Annotated in this window: 14 protein-coding genes; 9 read left to right on the top strand and 5 right to left on the bottom strand. The window is 70.3% G+C overall.

All coding sequences use genetic code 11. The features are described 5' to 3' along the window. Window positions 1-111 precede the first annotated feature (111 nt). Window positions 112-3591 (top strand): phosphodiester glycosidase family protein, encoded by a 3480-nt coding sequence (locus PV679_RS05165; RefSeq protein ID WP_319678817.1) that lies wholly within the window; start codon window positions 112-114, stop codon window positions 3589-3591. 139 nt (window positions 3592-3730) lie between these two features. On the opposite strand, the gene PV679_RS05170 is transcribed toward PV679_RS05165, so the two are convergent. Next, window positions 3731-4324, bottom strand: a complete 594-nt coding sequence (locus PV679_RS05170; RefSeq protein WP_319678818.1) for a DUF1349 domain-containing protein — start codon at window positions 4322-4324, stop codon at window positions 3731-3733. Window positions 4325-4553: 229 nt separating this feature from the next. Here PV679_RS05170 and PV679_RS05175 point away from each other — a divergent pair, with 229 nt between their 5' ends. Next, window positions 4554-4967, top strand: coding sequence for a MerR family transcriptional regulator (locus PV679_RS05175; protein WP_319678819.1), 414 nt, complete (start codon window positions 4554-4556; stop codon window positions 4965-4967). Further along, a complete protein-coding gene (locus PV679_RS05180) occupies window positions 4964-5932 on the top strand; it encodes an aldo/keto reductase (RefSeq protein WP_319678820.1) in 969 nt (322 codons plus the stop codon). The genes PV679_RS05175 and PV679_RS05180 overlap by 4 nt, the downstream gene beginning before the upstream one ends. A gap of 20 nt (window positions 5933-5952) precedes the next feature. On the opposite strand, the gene PV679_RS05185 is transcribed toward PV679_RS05180, so the two are convergent. After that, window positions 5953-6597, bottom strand: coding sequence for a GNAT family N-acetyltransferase (locus tag PV679_RS05185; protein WP_416069654.1), 645 nt, complete (start codon window positions 6595-6597; stop codon window positions 5953-5955). Window positions 6598-6727: 130 nt separating this feature from the next. Beyond that, window positions 6728-7105 (bottom strand): nuclear transport factor 2 family protein, encoded by a 378-nt coding sequence (locus tag PV679_RS05190; RefSeq protein WP_319678822.1) that lies wholly within the window; start codon window positions 7103-7105, stop codon window positions 6728-6730. A 516-nt stretch (window positions 7106-7621) separates the two neighbouring features. On the opposite strand from PV679_RS05190, the gene PV679_RS05195 reads away from it, so the two are divergent. The 4 genes from PV679_RS05195 to PV679_RS05210 all read left to right on the top strand — a co-directional run bounded on the left by PV679_RS05195 (window position 7622) and on the right by PV679_RS05210 (window position 14654). Continuing rightward, window positions 7622-8572 carry a hypothetical protein gene (locus PV679_RS05195; protein ID WP_319678823.1) on the top strand — a complete coding sequence of 317 codons (951 nt, stop codon included), beginning with the start codon at window positions 7622-7624 and terminating at the stop codon, window positions 8570-8572. A 236-nt stretch (window positions 8573-8808) separates the two neighbouring features. Continuing rightward, complete coding sequence (locus tag PV679_RS05200) at window positions 8809-9774, top strand: sugar phosphate isomerase/epimerase (protein WP_319678824.1); 966 nt, start codon at window positions 8809-8811, stop codon at window positions 9772-9774. Window positions 9775-9947: 173 nt separating this feature from the next. Further along, complete coding sequence (locus tag PV679_RS05205; protein ID WP_319678825.1) at window positions 9948-13247, top strand: PQQ-dependent sugar dehydrogenase; 3300 nt, start codon at window positions 9948-9950, stop codon at window positions 13245-13247. Between the two features lie 240 nt (window positions 13248-13487). Then, a complete protein-coding gene (locus PV679_RS05210; RefSeq protein WP_416069655.1) occupies window positions 13488-14654 on the top strand; it encodes an ROK family transcriptional regulator in 1167 nt (388 codons plus the stop codon). Window positions 14655-14672: 18 nt separating this feature from the next. Here PV679_RS05210 and PV679_RS05215 read toward each other — a convergent pair whose 3' ends face one another. Then, complete coding sequence (locus tag PV679_RS05215) at window positions 14673-15527, bottom strand: NAD(P)H-binding protein (protein ID WP_319678826.1); 855 nt, start codon at window positions 15525-15527, stop codon at window positions 14673-14675. A gap of 3 nt (window positions 15528-15530) precedes the next feature. After that, window positions 15531-16172 (bottom strand): ScbR family autoregulator-binding transcription factor, encoded by a 642-nt coding sequence (locus PV679_RS05220; protein ID WP_319678827.1) that lies wholly within the window; start codon window positions 16170-16172, stop codon window positions 15531-15533. A gap of 547 nt (window positions 16173-16719) precedes the next feature. Here PV679_RS05220 and PV679_RS05225 point away from each other — a divergent pair. Together PV679_RS05225 and PV679_RS05230 are read left to right on the top strand one after the other, a co-directional pair. Beyond that, the gene (locus PV679_RS05225) at window positions 16720-17868 is read left to right on the top strand and encodes a type III polyketide synthase (RefSeq protein ID WP_319678828.1); all 1149 of its coding nucleotides are present in this window, start codon (window positions 16720-16722) and stop codon (window positions 17866-17868) included. Window positions 17869-17944: 76 nt separating this feature from the next. After that, window positions 17945-18487, top strand: coding sequence for a cupin domain-containing protein (locus PV679_RS05230; protein ID WP_319678829.1), 543 nt, complete (start codon window positions 17945-17947; stop codon window positions 18485-18487). Window positions 18488-18500: the final 13 nt, after the last annotated feature.

Consider the following 18500-nt stretch of genomic DNA (forward strand, 5'->3'; position numbering starts at 1 on the left):
GTTCCTGTGTGCCCCTGGATCATTGGTGCGTACATGAGGATGCTGGCGGCCGACAGCGCTTACCAGACGCGAATCCACCGTCCTTCAGGAGAACTTGTGGGCCCAGGCACCATGAGGCGTACCGCTGTGCTGTTCGCGGCGGTCACGGCTCTGACGGCGGGGGCGGTATCACCGTCCTTCGCGGACACCGACCCCGACCCTCGTCCCCTCACTCCGGCGGAGATACTGCGGCCGGTCGCGCCACCGCCCGCGAGCGCGGTCACCGGAACCGGCGGATCCGGCACGGACGCCGACGGTATCGAGACGGCACGCGGGTCCCGCCCGATCGCGCCCGGCATCCGGCTGACCTCGTACGACCGGCTGGAAGCCGACAAGTGGCTGCGCGTCGACGCCCTTTCCGTCGATCTCGACGGCAGCGGCGCCGAGGCCGGCTATCTCTCCTCGGGCAAGGTCGCCGACCGGCGTACGGTCTCCGAGCTGGCCGCCGGGCACAACGCGGGTCCGGGCCGCCGTACCGTCGCCGCGATCAACGCCGACTTCTTCGACATCAACGAGACCGGCGCTCCTCAGGGTCCCGGCATCGCGAACGGTGAGATCACCCAGTCACCGGCGGCCGGCGCCAACCAGGCCATCGGCCTCGGTCCCGGGAACGCCGGACGCGTGCTGCGGCTGTACTTCGACGGCACCGTGACCCTTCCCTCCGGGCCACGAGCGCTGGACGCCTACAACGCGGCGAACGTCCCGGCCGGCGGCATCGGCGTCTACACACCGGGCTGGGGTCAGGCCGACCGCGGCCTCACCGTCGACCGCGCGACTCCGGTCGCGGAGGCCGCCGTACGGGACGGCAGAGTCGTCTCCGTGACGGACCGTCCGGGCACCGGACCGGTACCTGAGGGCACCACGACGCTGGTCGGCCGGGAGGCCGGCGCCGTGGCGATCGCGGCGCTGCGGCCCGGCGACCCGGTGACCGTGGAATACCGGCCGCGCACCGACAGCGGTCCGGTGCCGCGCACGGCCGTCGGCGGCCGCGAACTGCTCGTCGTCGACGGAGTGGCGCAGGACCACGAGGGCGAGGGCAACAACACCGCCGCGCCGCGCACCGCGGTCGGCTTCTCCCGGGACGGCGGCACCATGCAGGTGATCACCGTCGACGGCCGGCAGGCCGACAGCGGCGGAGTCACCCTCACCGAACTCGGTCTGATGATGAAGCGGGCCGGTGCGTACAGCGCGCTCAACCTCGACGGCGGCGGCTCCTCCACGCTGGTCGCCCGGGTGCCGGGCAGCGACCGCCTGCGAGTGGAGAACAGCCCTTCCGACGGCGCCGAGCGCGCGGTTCCCAACGGGCTCGCTCTCACCGCGCCGGACGGCAGCGGACGGCTGAAGGGCTTCTGGGTCGAGCCCCGCACGCCCGCCGGCGGCGCGCCGACCGCCGATCCCGTCAGAGGCGGCCATCCGGAGCGGGTCTTTCCCGGACTGACCCGCCGGCTCGCCGCCGCCGGTTATGACGAGACGTACGGCCCGGCGGCCGGTGCTCCGCGCTGGCGGTCCGAAGAGCCCTCGGTGGGCCGGGTCGACGGCCACGGCGTCTTCACCGCGCGCGCCGGCGGCACCACCACGGTGCGCGCCGAGCGCGGACACGCCGAGGGCGGCACGGAGCTGACCGTGCTCGACCGGCTCGCCAGGATCCAGCCCACCACGTGGCGGATCGGACTCGCGGACGCGGCGGCGACCGGCACCTTCGGCATCGTCGGACTCGACTCCCACGGGACCAGCGCGCCGATCGAGCCACAGGACGTGAGACTGGACTACGACCGCTCGCTCTTCGAGGTCACCGACGACGGCGTGGGCTCCTTCACCGTGAAGTCCCTGACGGGCAGCGGCGCCGGACGGATCACGGCGAAGGCCGGCGGCGCCACGGCCGTCCTCGCGGTCGGCGTCGGACTCGACGAGCAGCAGGTCTCCGGCTTCGACGACGCCGCGTCCTGGACCTTCAGCCAGGCGCGGGCGAGCGGCTCGGTCGCGGCGACCTCCGACGGCCACACCGGCACCGGGCTCGCGCTCTCGTACGACTTCACGCAGTCGACCGCCACCCGCGCGGCCTACGCCAGCCCGCCACGGCCGATCGCGGTGCCCGGCCGGCCGGGGTCCTTCAAACTCTGGATCAAGGGAGACGGCAACGGCGCCTGGCCCACGCTGCACCTCAAGGACGCGGCGGGCTCCGACCAGTTGCTGCGCGGCCCGTACGTCACCTGGACCGGCTGGCAGCAGGTGACGTTCACCGTCCCGGCCGGTGCACCGACGCCGCTCAGCGTGTACCGCTTCTATCTCGCGGAGACCGCGGCCACGGCGCAGTACACGGGCGAGGTCCGGATCGACGATCTGACGGTGCAGCTCCCGCCCGCCGTGGAACTGCCCGAACAGCCGCGCCAGGCCGATCCGCTGATCGATCCGGTGGCCGGGGCCGAGGGCAGGGACTGGCGGTTCGCGGTCATGTCGGACGCGCAGTTCGTCGCCCGGGACCCGGAGAGCGCGATCGTCGTCCAGGCCCGCCGCACGCTGCGCGAGATCAAGGCGGCGAAGCCGGACTTCCTGGTCGTCAACGGCGACTTGGTCGACGAGGGTTCTCCCGAGGATCTCTCCTTCGCCCGCCGCGTCCTCACCGAGGAACTGGGTGACACCGTGCCCTGGTACTACGTGCCGGGCAACCATGAGGTGATGGGCGGCTCCATCGACAACTTCGTCGCTCAATTCGGCGCCGCGCGAAGGACGTTCAACCACCGCGGGACACGCTTCATCACCCTCGACACCTCCAGTCTGACGCTGCGCGGCGGCGGCTTCGCCCAGATCGAGGAGGTGCGCGAACAACTGGACAGGGCGGCGCGGGACAACGGAGTCGGTTCGGTGATGCTGATCGAGCATGTACCGCCGCGCGACCCGACCGTCCAGCGGGCCAGCGAGCTGGGTGACCGCAAGGAGGCGGCGCTCGTCGAACAGTGGCTCGCCGACTTCCGCCGTACGACCGGAAAGGGCGCCGGGCTCATCGGCAGCCATGTCGGTGTCTTCGACGCCTCGCGTGTGGACGGCGTGCCTTATCTGATCAACGGGAACTCCGGCAAGGCACCTTCGGCCCCGGTGGACCAGGGCGGTTTCACCGGCTGGTCCCTCGTCGGTGTGGACCGGGTCTCGCCGGACAAGCAGTGGGCCGGACGGCTGAGGCCCTGGCGAGGCGGCCCCGACTGGGTCTCGGTGGCGACCCGCGCGCACACCGACGCGCTGGCGCTGGACGCGCCGGCGACGCTGGCTCCCGGCCGGAGCGCGAAGGTCACGGCCACCGTCACACAGGGGAGCAGGACGGTGCCGGTCGGCTTCCCGCTGAGCGCCGACTGGACCGGCTCGGCGAACCTCCGGATCGGCGGCGACGGAGCCGGGCCCCGCCATGCGGCTGTCTTCGATCCGGTGACGGGCACCCTCACCGCGCTGCGTCCGGGGACGGTCACGCTCGCGGTGACGGTCAGCGGTGTGACGCGGCGGGCGGAAATCCGGATCGCGTCCGCGTACGCGTCGCCGGAGGCGTCCCGGCCGGCGGCGTGAGCCGGTGAGCACGGCGGCCCCGTACCCGGCGAGGTGCGGGGCCGCCGGTGCCCGTGTCGGTGAGTCAGGGGTGGCACGTGAGCGACACAATCCATCCGGCCGTATCAGGGTCCATCCGCCGTGTCAGCGGCCGGTCGGGTCACGGCAGTTCGAGACGCAGCTCCGTGAACCGGGTCGAAAAGCCCTTCCCGTCCGGAGAGGCGCACATCGGACCGGCCTGGGCCGTCACACCGGGCGGAAAGTACGCGAGCCGCAGCAGCGTCGCCGGTTCCTCACCGATGCCGTAGCGGATCGTGACGGTGTCGCCCTCGCGCTGGATCTCCACGGTCACCGGAGCCGGAGCGTCGGCCGGCCCGCCGAGTGGTACGACGTTCCAGTCGGACACCTCGCGGGTGACGACGGCGCTGAGCTGCCGCTGGCCGTCGACGTACTCGATGCCGGTCTTGATCCAGTTCTTCTCGTCGAGTCGCAGCAACAGCCCGGCCTGGTCGTACTGTTCGCGATAGTCACCGGCGAAGGTGACACGCAGCCGGAAGCTGCCGGGCACGGGCCGCAGGAGTGCGTGCCCCGTGTCGCGGACGAAGCCGTAGTGGGTGGTCACCCAGAAATCCGTGTCAGGATCGGTGGTGACCTCCAGCGCGTCGTCGTACGGGGTCCAGTGGGCGGGCGGATTGAGCCACGTCCAGTCGGTGAAGCCGAGACATGACTCCGTGCCGGTGGGGCTCGCGCCCATGAGTGCCTCCTCGCGTCAGCGGTCGGCACACAGACTGTCACGGTCCGGCGCGGGCCGGTACGCCGAGGGTCGCTCGGATCGCCGTACCGGGCCATGGCGGGATCCGGCGCGTTCCTTCCGGGACCGGCGGGCCCGCACCGGACAGGCCCGCCGGTCCGCTGCCGTCCCGGGCCTGATTCCGCGCGTTTCCATTTGCCCTGGAGCGCGCTCCAGGGTGGAGGCTGGACGCATGAGTTCTGTGGCACCCCGGCCGGAGCCGGACACGGAGATCCCGCGCGGCGGGCTGACCATCGGCGAGGCCGCCGCGGCCTGCGGTCTCTCCGTCGACACCCTGCGTTACTACGAGCGCGAGGGTCTGACGGCATCGCCCGCCGACCGGGCGCCCTCGGGCCAGCGGCGGTACTTCGCACGGGACCTCGGCTGGCTCGCGGGGATCATCATGCTCCGTGGCACCGGGATGCCGATCCGCGACATCCGGGAGTTCACCGAGCTCTGCCGGCGCGAGGGCAACGAGGCGGAGCGGCTGGCCGTGCTGGAGCAGCACCGGGAACACGTTCTCGAACAGCTTGCCGAGACCCGAGGTCATCTGGCTGCCATTGAACGGAAGATCAACTTCTATCGAAAGGGCATTCGGCCTTCATGAAAACCGTGAAACTGGGGTCACAGGGCCTCTCCGTCTCCGCCGAGGGCCTGGGCGCCATGGGGATGAGTGTCTGGTACGGCCCGCGGGACGAGCGGGAAGCCGTCGCGACGCTCAACCGGGCCGTCGACATCGGAGTGACCCATATCGACACGGCCGAGGCGTACGGTCCGTTCGAGAACGAGAAGCTGATCGGACGCGCTCTCGGGAAGCGCCGCGACGAGATCACGATCGCGACCAAATTCGCCACCGAGTTCGACGACGACGGTACGTCCCACGGGCACAACGGCAGTGCCGCGTACGCCCACAGGGCCGTGGACCGTTCGCTGAAGCACCTCGGCACGGACGTCATCGACCTGTATTACCTGCACCGTGTCGATCCGAAGGTGCCGGTCGAGGAGAGTATCGGCGCCATGAGCGAGATGGTCCAGGCCGGCAAGGTCCGCTACCTCGGTGTCTCCGAAGCGAGCGCCGATCTCATCCGCCGGGCTCACGCGGTCCATCCGCTGACCGCGCTCCAGTCGGAATACTCGCTGTTCAGCCGGGACGTGGAGCACAACGGCGTGCTGGAGACCGTGCGCGAACTGGGCATTGGATTCGTCGCGTTCTCGCCGCTCGGCCGCGGCTTTCTGTCCGGGAAGATCACGCGTCCCGAGGATCTGGCCCCGGACGACGCCCGCCACGGTCTGCCCAGGTTCTCGGCGGAGAACATCGCCGCCAACCTGGCGGTCGTGGGCCGGATCACCCGGCTCGCCGAGGCCAGGAACATCACTCCCACGCAACTGGCGCTGGCCTGGCTGATGGCCCGGCAGGTCGTGCCGATTCCTGGCACGAAGCGGCGCGCCTATCTGGAACAGAACGCCGAGGCCGCCGCCATCGAACTGACCGCCGACGAGCTGGCGGCCGTCGACGCCGTGGCGCCGCACGGCGTCGCCGCGGGCGGGCGGGACGTCGTGCCCCGGACGTGACACCGGCCTTGTCCCCGGCCTCATGGGCCGGTACACAGGGGCTGTACCGTCGTCGAGCGTCCGAGAAAGGTGAGCGGGCCCGGGTCCGGTACCGGGATCTCGTGGAAGCCGAGACGGTCGTAGAAGGCGCGGGCGGGAGTGTTGGCGGTGACCATCGACAGGTGCACCGCATTCACTCCCTTGCCGTGCAGCGCGCGCAGAAACGCGTGCATCAGCGCCCGGCCGTGTCCCTTGCGCTGCCAGTCGGGGAGAAGATCGATATGCAGATGCGCGGGATGGCCGGCCAGCTCGGGCAGCACCATCCGCTCGGGCCGGTGCAGCAGAGCGATCATTTCCTCGCTCGGAGTACGGGCCGGGCCGGCCGGTTCCGGATAACGGTCTGTCACTGACGGCAGCCAGACATCGCGGAACGCCTTGGCGAAGGCGCGAGTGTCGGCGGTGCCGAGGACATAGCCGACCGCCCGGCCCTCGCCGTCGTCGAGGACAAAGGCCAGGTCCGGCTCCAGCGCGGCGTAGGGCGCGGCGAAAATGTTCGGCATCAGCTCGGGGTCCGGGTAGATGTGCCGGGAGTCCTGGCCTTCGTACGCGGTACGTACGCAGATGTCGAACAGGGCGGAGCGGTCCTCGGGACGGTAGGCGCGGACCGTGACGGGTGCGAGCGGCATGGCAAGCATGCTGCCCTCGCGGGAGCGCTCCCACAAGCCATGTGATCGGCCGGGCCGTGTGACCTGAGGAACAGCGGGCCGGCCCGACGGCGGGCCCGGACATCCAGGACGTCCGGGCCCGCCCGCTCGGTCAGGCCCCGGCGGGCACCCGGTCGAGGAAACCCCGCACGCTGCTGATCCGGCCGTCCTCCGCCAGGGTGATGACATCGAAACCCGCGACGGGCGCCGAGCCGTCGGCGACGGAGACCAGCTCCCAGCCGAAGCGCGCGGTGTCGTGATGTCCGTCGACCGCGCCGGCGGATGTGAACGCGAAACCGGGGAACTGCTCCCGGGCTCCCGCGATGACGGCCGCGAGCGCCTCATGGCCCGCGACGTCCGCCAGCGGGTCGGTGTAACTGCCGTCCTCGGTCCACGCGGCGGCGACGGCCTTGGCCCGCGCCTCGTCGGAGGTCGCGTTCCATGCCTCGAAGTAACGGGTGACGGCGGTCTCGTAGCGGTTCGCGGACATGGCGATCAGCCTCCATCGGAGTGGTGCGGTCGGGGTGGGCCGGGACTCGGCCGGAGTGCGCCGCCCGAGTCCCGGTGACCACAACGATGCCCGGCGTCCGGCAGAAGGTCGATGACCCGCGAGGTAATGACGAGGCGCTCCCGCCGGAGCCGCGATGAGGCATCGGCACGGTCAATTCTCCAGCGCGGCCCAACTTTTGACCGATCATGAGGAAGTTTCAGAGATTCGTTCCAAACCTCTGGACAGTCCTCACCGGTCGCCTTAGTGTCTCGGGCCACCGGGCAAGTGTTTCGTCGCAGTAACGCCGGAGCCGTTCGGCGCCACTCGGACACCGGACAGTACGGAACGCCAGGCTTTTTACGTCTCCCCCCACGGTCGGGCCGTCGCCCGTCCCGAGACGCTGCGACCGCCCTCGCGGCGGTCGCACGCTCGCGCAACCCGCAGCACCCCCGTCACCCACGGGGACCCCGGCCGCGCCACCGACGCGGTCGTGATCGCAGCAGAAGGGGAAGCGATATGAAGATCCGCGTATTCATTGCCACGGCCTCATTGGTGGCCTCCGGAGGGCTGGTGGCATTCGCCGGCTCGGCGCAGGCGGCGCTCTACACCGTCTGCGTGGGTGACGGCGGGGCCGTCACCGTCAACGGCGACCTGGTCGTACCGGCGGGGGAGTCGTGCACACTGACCGGCACCAAGGTCAAGGGCAGCGTGACGGTGCAGGCCGGAGCCGATCTCGTCGCCGCCGACGCCACTTTCAACGGTGCGGTCAATGTCGGCCAGGACGGTTATCTGGACCTCACCGACACCGCCGTCAAGGGCGCTCTGACCACCCAGGCCGCCTTCGGCGCGCACCTGCAGAACAGCAGCGTCAAGGCGGGGATCACCGCGACGGACGGGTTCGTGTACGCCGTCGACTCCACACTCGGCGGCACGGTCAGAGCCACGACGGGCGAACTCTACGTCTCCGGAAGCTCCCTCAGCGGAGCCCTCACCGGGGAGAGAAACCTCTACACCGATGTCTACGACAGCACCGTCAAGGGGGCGCTCACCGTGAGCGGGAACTCCCTCGGCGGTGTCCTCTGCGCCAGCGAGGTCGAAGGCAAGGCGGTATACAAGAACAACTCCGACACGCTCCAGCTCGGCGGTGACGGCCTGCTCGGGTCCTGCGCCGGGGCCACCTACTTCGGCGGCGATGTCGCGGTCACCGACAACACCGCGACCGTCGTGCTCGACAACGCCATCGTCCGGGGCGGACTCACCGCCACCGGGAACACCCCCGCGCTGCGAGTGGGCCCGCTGGCCCGGGTCCGCGGCGCGATCACCGGAGAGACCACTGCCGCCGCGTCGGCCGCGCGCTCCGCCAAGGCGGCCCCGCAGGACCGTGGCGGCGATCTCGCCAAGAAGGCCGCACACCGCGCCGAAGAGGCACGCGCCGACGCCCACGAGGCGGGCGACTCCGGCCTGTAACGCTCCCGGAGCGGCCCTCGCGGCCGCCCGGCCGGCCCCGCACATCCCGTCCTTCCGCGTACCGGCGCGCCATGGAGCCGCCGGTCCGGGCCCGGACTCGCCGGCCCCTCCGTGTTCCCGCGGACTCCGCCCCGGCCGTTCCGCCCGCCGCCCGGTGGCCTCAGCGGCCGGCGGGCCCGGCGGCACAAGAGCAGCGCACCCCCGACCTTTTCCGGCTCCATCACCCAGGAGTGACAGTGGGCAATCTGCACAAGTCCTTCGACCGCAGAGACTTCCTGCGGGCCACCGCGGGCACCACCGTGGCGCTCGCCGCCGCCTCGGTCACCGGTGCGGCGGCGACCTCCGCCTCCGCCGCGACTCGTCTGTCCATCCCCAAGGACCGCATCGCGATCCAGCTCTACAGCGTCCGTGACAAAGTCACCTCGCTCGGCTTCGCCGTCGTCCTGGCGGAGCTGGCCAGGATCGGCTACCAGGAGATCGAATTCGCCGGATACACCCAGAACACCTCGATCCTGGGCCGGCAGATCACTCTCCAGGAGATCCGGGGACTGCTCGACGACAACGGGCTCCGCGCCGTCGGCAGCCATGTCGGCCTCGGCAATCTGCGTGGAAGTCTCCAGGCGGAGCTGGACGCGGCGGAAATCCTCGGCATGCCGTATCTCGGAACCGCCAGCGCGCCGTCGAACACCAACACCGTCTCGGCGTACCTCGCGGCGGCCGAGGAGTTCAACACCTGGGGCCGTGCGGCGACCGCCCGTGGTATCAAGCTCTACCAGCACAACCACGCCGGCGAGTTCGCCTTCGCCACCGACCAGCCCTCGGTACGGCTGTACGACGTCTTCCTCAAGAACACCGATCCGCGCTATGTGTACCTGGAGATGGACGTCTACTGGGCGTTCGCCGGGCAGTTCCGCTTCCCGGGCTTCGAGCCGGCGGACTATGTCCGCAACCAGCCGTACCGTTACCCGCTGTTCCACATGAAGGACGGCATCGCGAACCCGGCGCGTGGCGACGGCTATGACATGGTCGACTTCGGCGCCGGAAACATGCCGTACGAGAAGTTCGTCCGGGACATCGGGCCGCGGGACACGCATGTCGGCATCTGGGAGCACGACGGCGGGCCCAACGCCCTCCCGAACCCGCCCGGTTCGCTCGGTGCCGCCGAGCGCAGCTTCAACGGCCTGACGGAACTGCTCGCCTGACGCTGCGCACATGGTGAGGCCGCGGCGCGCGCGACCATGCGCCGCGGCCTCTCGCACACGCACACGGACGGGCCCGCACCCGCCGGAGCGCCGCACCGCTGCCACGGTCCGGCCGGCGGGACGGGCCCGGCCGCGCAATCCCTGACCGCCAGCGACCAAGGAGACGCATCATCGTGCACCGTACCCTGAGACGCCTGATCACAGGGGTCCTGCTCGCGGCATTGCCCGCGCTGGGCGGGGTGGCCGTCGCGCCCACCGCACAGGCGCATCCCGGCGACGAACACGCCCTGGACTGGGCGAACTACGAGAAAGTCACTCTGACCAAGGACACCGGCGAACCGATCGACCTCGCCGTGCTTCCCGACAGCCGGGTGCTGCACACCGCCCGCAACGGCGATCTGCGGCTCACCGACCCCGGCAGTGGTGTGACCAAGGTCGCCAACCACATCGATGTGTACCAGAACTCCGAGATGGGTCTCCAGACCGTCACGCTGGACCCGGACTTCGCCACCAACCACTGGGTGTATCTCTACTATTCGCCGCCGCTCGACACTCCGGCCGGTTCGGCACCGGAGCGACTGCCCGCCGGGCAGAACGACTCGTACTGGAAGCAGTGGGAGGGATACGACAGCCTCACCCGCTACAAGTGGACCGGCGACAAGCTGGACCTCTCCACCGCTCAGGAGATCATCCGCGTCGACACCAACCGCGGCCAGTGCTGCCACGTCGCGGGAGACGTGGACTTCGACGCGGACGGCAACCTCTATCTGTCCACCGGCGGCAACACTCCGGCGTCCGGCCCCAATGTCAGCGGCTACACACCGATCAACGACGCGGCCACCTACAACCCGGGCCTCGACGAGCGCCGCGGCTCCGGCAACACCAATGACCTCAAGGGCAAGATCCTGCGGATCGACGTCCAGGAGGACGGCAGTTACACCATCCCCGACGGGAACCTGTTCCCGGTCGGCACGGCCAAGACCCGTCCCGAGATCTTCGTGATGGGCCTGCGCAATCCCTACCGGATGACGGTGGACCAGGAGACCGGCGCGGTGATGTGGGGCGACTACGGCCCCGACGCCGGAAACGCCGACCCGAACCGCGGGCCCATGGGATACGTCGAGTGGAACACCACCACCAAGCCGCTGAACAGCGGCTGGCCGTTCTGCACCGGTGACAACACCCATCCCTACCGGGACTTCGACTTCGCCACCCTGACCCCGGGCCCGGCCTTCGACTGCGCCGCGCCGGTCAACGACTCGCGCTGGAACACCGGCCTGACCGAGCTGCCGCCGGCCGCTCCGGCCACACTGTGGTACGGGGACAGGGACACCGACCAGCCCTGGCCGGAACTGACCGCGTTCCGGGGCCCCGGCGGTCCTGGCGGCCAGGCCCCGATGGGCGGCCCGGTCTACCACTACGACGCGGACAACCCCTCCCCGGGGAAGTTCCCGGAGTACTGGGACGGCAAGGCGTTCCTCGGCGAGTTCTCCCAGGACTACGTCGCGGCCCTCACCCTCGAAGGACCGGACGGCCCCGTCAGCAAGCTGGAGAACGTGCTTCCCAACAGCGAGCGCTCCGAAAACGGCATCCCGCCGTGGGACAATCCGATGGACCTGGAGTTCGGCCCCGACGGCGCGCTCTATGTGCTGGACTACGGCGACGGTTTCTTCCGGCAGAACCCCGACGCGGGCCTCTACCGGATCGACTACGCGGAGGGCAACAAGGCTCCCACCGCGGTGATCGAGGCCGATCCCACCTCCGGGCACGCGCCGCTCGCGGTCTCCTTCGACGCCGGCTCCTCCACCGACCCGGAGGGCGGAGACCTCACCTATCAGTGGGACCTCGACGGCGACGGCACCTTCGACGCCACCGGACCCACGGCCACTCGTACCTATCCCGCCAACGGTCAGTTCCAGGCCCGGCTCAAGGTGACCGATCCCCAGGGCAAAACGGGATTGACGAGTCGTCAGATCACGGTCGGCAACACCGCTCCGACCATCGAGATCACCTCACCGCCCAACGGCGGTTTCTTCAACTGGGGTGACGCCGTGCCGTACGGGGTCGACATCGTGGACCCGGAGGACGGTGCCGCCGTCGACTGCGCCAAGGTCGCCTGGACCTTCGGCCTCGGACACAACCAGCACGGACATCCGGTCAACAGCGGGACGGGCTGCTCCGGAGCGGTCGTCACACCGGCCGACGCCGGACATGGAGAGACCGAGAACGTCTTCGGTGTCCTCGGGATCGCCTACACCGACAAGGGCGCGGGCGGTGTGCCGCCGGCCACCGGCGACGCCCAGGTGGTGCTCAACCCCGCTCTGATGCAGGGCGAGCACTACGACGCGGCGGAAGGGGTCACGATCGCCGACGACGCCGGTGCGTCCGGACAGCGCAAGCTGACGTCCTTCGACGCCGGAGACTGGATCGCCTATGACCCGGTCTCGTTCGCCGGTATCACCGGAGTGCGGACCCGCGCCGGCGGCGCCGGCACCCTGGCCCTGCGCTGGAAGTCCGCCGACGCCGAGCCGTTCGCCACGGTGTCCGTCCCGGCCGGTGAGGGCTGGCAGACCGTCGACACCGCGCTGGCTGACGCGCCTTCGGGCAGCGGGCGGCTGTACGTCACCTCCTCCGGCGGTGTCGAGCTGGACGCACTGACCTTCCAGGGCGCGGGCGTCGCCGACAAGACGCCGCCGAAGGTGACCGCGACGCTCAATCCGGCGCAGCCCACCGGCGGCAACGGCTGGTACACCGGCAATGTGTCGCTGACCGTCGCCGCCACCGACAACGGCACGGTCAGCAGCCGCCAGTACTCGGTGAACGGCGGCACCACCTGGCTGTCGGCGAACGCCGCCGTCACCCTGTCCACGGAGGGCAACACCACCGTCCGCTACCGGGCGACCGACAGCGGCGGCAATGTCTCCGCGGTCGGCGTGCTCACCGTACGGATCGACCGGACCGGTCCCGCGGTGACGGTCACCGGCCTCGACGCCGACGGCGTCTACGGCGACGCCGGACGCCCGACACCGGCGGTCACGGTCACCGACGCGGTGTCCGGCGGAGCCACCGCGACCACCAGCCTGGACGGGACGGCCATCACCTCGGGACAGCCGCTGCAACTGTGGCGGCTGCCGCTCGGAGGCCATGACCTCACGGTCACGGCCCGCGACGCGGCCGGCAACACCACCACGAAGACCGTGCACTTCACCACGCGCGCGTCCTTCGAGGACCTCGGCACGCTGATCCCGAGACTGCGCGCCGACGGCCTGATCACGGCGCAGGGCGAGCAGCGGCTGACGGTCCGGCTCGACCAGGCACGTGCTCATGCAGAGGCCGGGCGGGCCGGCAGAGCGGCGACCGTCCTGGACGCGTTCGCCGAGTCCGCCGGCGATGCCGCACTGGTGCCCGACGCGGCCGTCCGGGCCGCGCTGGCACGTGACGCGCTGGCCGTGAAGGAGGGCCTGACCGGCTGAACCGGGGAGCGCCGCCTCGCACCGGCGAGGTGGCGCTCCACCACGGGGCAGGGGCTCCAACCCCTGCCCTCCCGTGTCTCCGTGAGCGGTGCTTCTTTACAGAGTTTCGTCGAACTGGAAAAAACTTCTGGCAATATGTGTGAAAGTTGCGAGCGGCCGCACAGCGGCGGCCTGACGCCCGGCACGACTCCACTATCGTTCCGGATGCCGATCCTGATGGTGTTCCGAGGAAGTGAGCCCGTGAGCATCCAGTACCGCGTTTTGAGCCTGCTGCGTGACAACGGCCCACTGTCCCGTGCCCAGCTTTCGGACAAGCTGGAAGTGCCGCGCCCGCGACTGCTCGCCGAACTCGATCGCATGCTCGCCACCGGAAAGGTCCTGGAGGCAGGGCCTGCCGCCTCGCGCGGCGGCCGTCGCTCCACCCTCGTCCAGCTCGATCCCGGTCTCCGGTTCGCCGCCGTCGACCTCGGCGCCAGCTCGATCGACATCGAGATCACCGACGGCGGCCTCGAACCGGTGGCCTCCTGCTCCGAGGCCGCCGACATCCGCTCGGGACCGGTCGCCGTACTGGACCGGGTCAGCGAACTCCTGCACACGATGCGCGCCCAGGGCCACTACAGCCGTCTCGACGCCATCGGCATCGGCCTTCCCGGACCGGTCAGCTTCCGGGAGGGCGTCCCCGTCTCGCCGCCGATCATGGTGGGCTGGAACCGCTACCCGGTGCGCGACACACTCGCCCGTGAACACGGCTGCCCGGTGGTCGTCGACAACGACGTCAATGTGATGGCCCTCGGTGAGAAACACAGCGGGGTCGCGAGGGCCGTCGACCATCTGCTCTTTGTCAAGATCGGCAGTGGCATCGGCTCCGGTGTGCAGCACGACGGACGCATCTACCGCGGCGCGGAGGGATGCGCCGGGGACATCGGCCATATCCAGGTCGAGGCCGACGGGCCCGTCTGTTCCTGCGGCAACACCGGCTGTCTGGAGGCGTACTTCGGTGGCGTCGCGCTCGCCCGGGACGCCACCGAGGCGGCCCGCTCCGGCCAGTCGGGAGCGCTGGCCGAGCGGCTCGCCGTCCAGGGCACACTGACCGCGGTGGACGTCGGAGAGTGCGCCTCCGGCGGCGACAACGCCTCTGTCAATCTCATCAGGACCGGCGGACACCGGGTCGGACAGGTCCTCGCCACCCTGGTCAGCTTTATGAACCCGTCGATGATAGTGATCGGCGGCGGTCTGTCGGGTCTCGGCTATGTCCTGCTCGCCGAGATCCGCAGCGTGGTGTACAAACGCTCGCTTCCGCTCGCCACCGGGAATCTGCCGATCGTCATGTCCGAACTCGGCTCCCGGGCCGGGGTCGTCGGCGCCGCCCTCCTGGCCAGCGAACTCTCCTACGGAGGAGAGTCCTGAGGAGCCGGGCAGGGTTCTTCAGACGGGCAGGAAGGCCCGGACATGGTCTTCCGCCCAGGCGCGATACGTCCCGGCCGCCCGGCCCAACAGGGCCTCCACCGTGGGCTCCACCCGGCTCTTGGCACCGGACCGCTGTCGTACGGCGCCTTCCATGAGCGCGTCGGCCACGGCGGCCGGATAGCGGGCAAGCAGCCTCTCGCGCGCCTGATGCGGCGTCAATTCCACACATTCAAGGGGGCGTTCCAGCAGCTCCGCCAGGACTCCGACCTGCTCGACCGCGCTGATCGCGGCGGGTCCGGTCAGCGGATGGGCCCGGCCTCCGTGTCCGGTGCCGGTGAGGGACAGCACGGCGGTGTCGGCGATGTCGCGGGGATCGACGGTGGCATGGGGTGAGGTGCCGTTGAATACGCGCACCACGCCGTCGTCCCGGACGGAACGCGCCCAGCCCAGTGTGTTGGACATGAAGGCCCGGGGCCGCAGGAAGGTCCACTCGACGCCCGAGGCCCGGACGAGTTCCTCGTTGTCCCGCTGCCAGCGGGTGATCAGATCGGTCGCGTCCGGCTCGGCCACCGCCAGCGCGGAGAGCTTCACCACGCGGCGTACGCCGGCGACGCGGGCCGCCGCGACGAAGTGCTCGTCATGCGCGTGGGTCAGCGGGTCGGAGGTGACGAGGAAGGCGGCTCTGACGCCGCGCAGCGCCGCTGTCAGGCTCGCCGGATCGGCGAAGTCGCCGCCCACGACCTCGGTTCCGGGGCCCGTGAGCGCGGCGATACGACGGGGATCGCGGGAGAGAATACGGACGGGTTCGTCGGTGCGCAGCCGCTCCGCCACCAGCCGTCCTACGGTGCCGGTGACTCCGGTCAGCAGAATCATCGGTCAGACGGAGAGACTCGCCGCCGTCACACGCGCGCCCCGGTCGGGCGCGGTGTCGATGCCGGACATCAGCCCGGGGACCGCGATGCTGGGCAGGATGTGCTCCCACAGCAGGGAGACGCGGCGGCCCAGATCCTCACGATGGGTGAGCGCGCGGGACATCAACTGGATTCCGGCGAACGCGCCGACCAGGAGCTCCACCGTGTCACGCGGCTGCACACTGGGCAGCAACTCGCCCTGCTCACGGGCCTGTTCCATCAGTGCGATCAGATGCTCCGGCCACTGGCGGAAGGGCCCGCTGTGGTCGACACCGGGAGGCGCGCCCTGGTCCACGGTGAGCCGGACGCTTCCCCTGAGCAGGGCGTTCTCCAGGAGCCGATGGGCCACGGCGAAGGTGATGTCGATGACCTCCTGCAGCTTGCATGCCTGCGGCGGCACACTGCCCAGTTGCACCTGCTCGTCCAGTACCGCCTGGGCCAGGGCTTCCTTCGACTGGAAATGGAAGTAGAGGGCGCCCTTGGTGACCTGAGCCCGCTCCAGGACCATGGTGAGTGTCGTCGACGCGTAGCCGTACTCGTCGAAGACCGCGCCCGCCGCCTCCAGGATCGCCAGGCGCGTCCTGATGGCGCGCTCCTGTGTTGCCATGAGAAGCCTTTCTACGGACCCGGGTCGCGCCGAACCATCTGTCGCCGCGGCCGGGACGGGAGCCCATGGGCCCGGCCTTGGCCGCGGCGGAAAACAAACCGCCCACCCCGTACTATAGTGCTCAACGAGATTTGTCACACCTCCCGCGCGCACAATAATTGGCGCGGCCGAGGTCCGGCGCGCCGTCGCTCCGAGGAAGTCCGCCCGCGTCAGGTCCGTTCCGGCGGGACGCCGGCATCGGACAGCCCGCGCGTGAAGGGATCAGGGCAGTCGGTTTTCTTCGGCAGGCCGTCCCGTGCCGCTCGGGCGGCGGCCGTCACCGGATCCGGCCCCGGGAGCCGGCGGTGCGGCCGGATCCGCCATCCCGCTCGTACCTTCCGTAATTCACCCGGATGGAGCCCGCGAAGGTCCTTCTGATCGGGCGCCTGTCCCTCCCCGAGGGGCCCTGCTACCACCCGTTTCGCCCGTGTTTCCCGGGTTGCGGGGTGGCGGAACACCCATGAGTGTGGGCCGCAGTTCACTGCGAACACGAGTGAAGGAGAGCGTCGTGGCGACTCTGTGCAAACCCGCGGTCTCGGTCCCTGAGCACGTGATCACGATGGAGGACACCCTCGCTCTCGCTCGCTCGCTGCACGCGGACCATCCGCAACTGGCGCTGGCGCTTCGTCTGATCGAGAACACCGGAGTCGCCCAACGCCATATCGTCCAGCCCATCGAGCAGACACTTCGCCATCCCGGCTTCGAGGACCGGAACAAGCTGTACGAGGCCGAGGCCAAGGCACGGGTGCCGGACGTGATACGCCGCGCTCTCGACCACGCCGACCTGCGCGCCGCGGACATCGACATGATCGTCTACGTCTCGTGCACGGGCTTCATGATGCCCTCACTGACGGCCTGGCTGATCAACACCATGGGCTTCAACAGCTACACCCGGCAGCTCCCGATCGCGCAGCTCGGCTGCGCCGCCGGCGGTGCGGCCATCAACCGGGCGCACGACTTCTGCAAGGCGTACCCGGAAGCCAACGTGCTGATCATCGCGTGTGAGTTCTGCTCGCTGTGCTACCAGCCGACCGACCTGGGAGTCGGCTCGCTGCTGTCCAACGGCCTGTTCGGCGACGCGGTCGCCGCCGCCGTCGTACGCGGCAAGGGCGGCATAGGCGTCGTGCTGGAGCGGAACGGCTCGCACCTGGTGCCCGACACGACCGACTGGATCGCCTACAGCGTCCGGGCGACCGGATTCCACTTCCTGCTGGACAAGCGGGTGCCCACCACGATGGAACCGCTGGCACCGGCGCTCAGGACGATGGCCGCGGAACACGGCTGGGACGCCGGCGGCCTCGACTTCTACATCATCCACGCCGGCGGGCCGCGCATCCTGGACGACCTCAGCCATTTCCTGGAAGTGCCGGCCGAGGCGTTCCGGTTCAGCCGGGGCACGCTCACGGAGTACGGCAACATCGCCAGCGCCGTCGTCCTCGACGCCGTGCGCAGGCTCTTCGACGAGGGCGGCGCGGCCGACGGCGCCCGGGGCATCATCGCGGGCTTCGGGCCCGGCATCACGGCCGAGATGTGCCTGGGACGCTGGACCACCACCGGGACCGGCACCGGACACGACACGGCGGAACGCCAGGTACTGGGCACCTCGCCGGGAAAGACCAAGCGCCCGCCCACCGGCGAACCGGTGAGCCGGCTGTGACGGCGAACGCGACGAGCACGACCGCCGGCCGCCGCGCCCGGCCGTACGACCGCATCCCACCGTCTTGGAGCACCGCATGACCCGGCTGAGGCAGAGCGAGGGCCTGATCGTCCCACCGGGCGGAGGCACCACCATCCGCACCGCGGCCCAGCAGGTGACGTTCAAGGTCACCGGAGAGCACTCGCGGGTCGCCTCCAGCTTCGAGGTCGTCGTCCCGCCCGGCTTCGACGTCGGCGCCCACCGGCACGCGCACAGCGAGGAGCTGTTCTACGTACTCGACGGTGAGCTGGACGTCCTCGCCTTCGAACCGCGTGTACTGACCGGCGACTGGCGGCACTGGGAGTCCCCGTCGGGCCTCAAGGCGGTGCGCGCGACACCGGGCACGGTCATCGTCGTACCGTCGGGCTGCCCGCACGCGTTCGCCAACCGGAGCGACGGACCGGCGACCGTGTTCTTCCAGGCGTCACCGCCGTCCGACCACGAGCGGTACTTCGAGGAGCTGCTCGGCATCCTCAAGGACGGCGGGCCGCCCGATCCGGAAGCGATCGCCGAGCTGCGGCTGCGCTATGACATCGAACAACTGACACCTCTGCGTCACGACGCCCGGGCCGTCCTCTGAGCGGGAGGATCCG

This window comes from Streptomyces sp. AK02-01A, assembly GCF_033795305.1.
Taxonomy (GTDB): Bacteria; Actinomycetota; Actinomycetes; order Streptomycetales; family Streptomycetaceae; genus Streptomyces.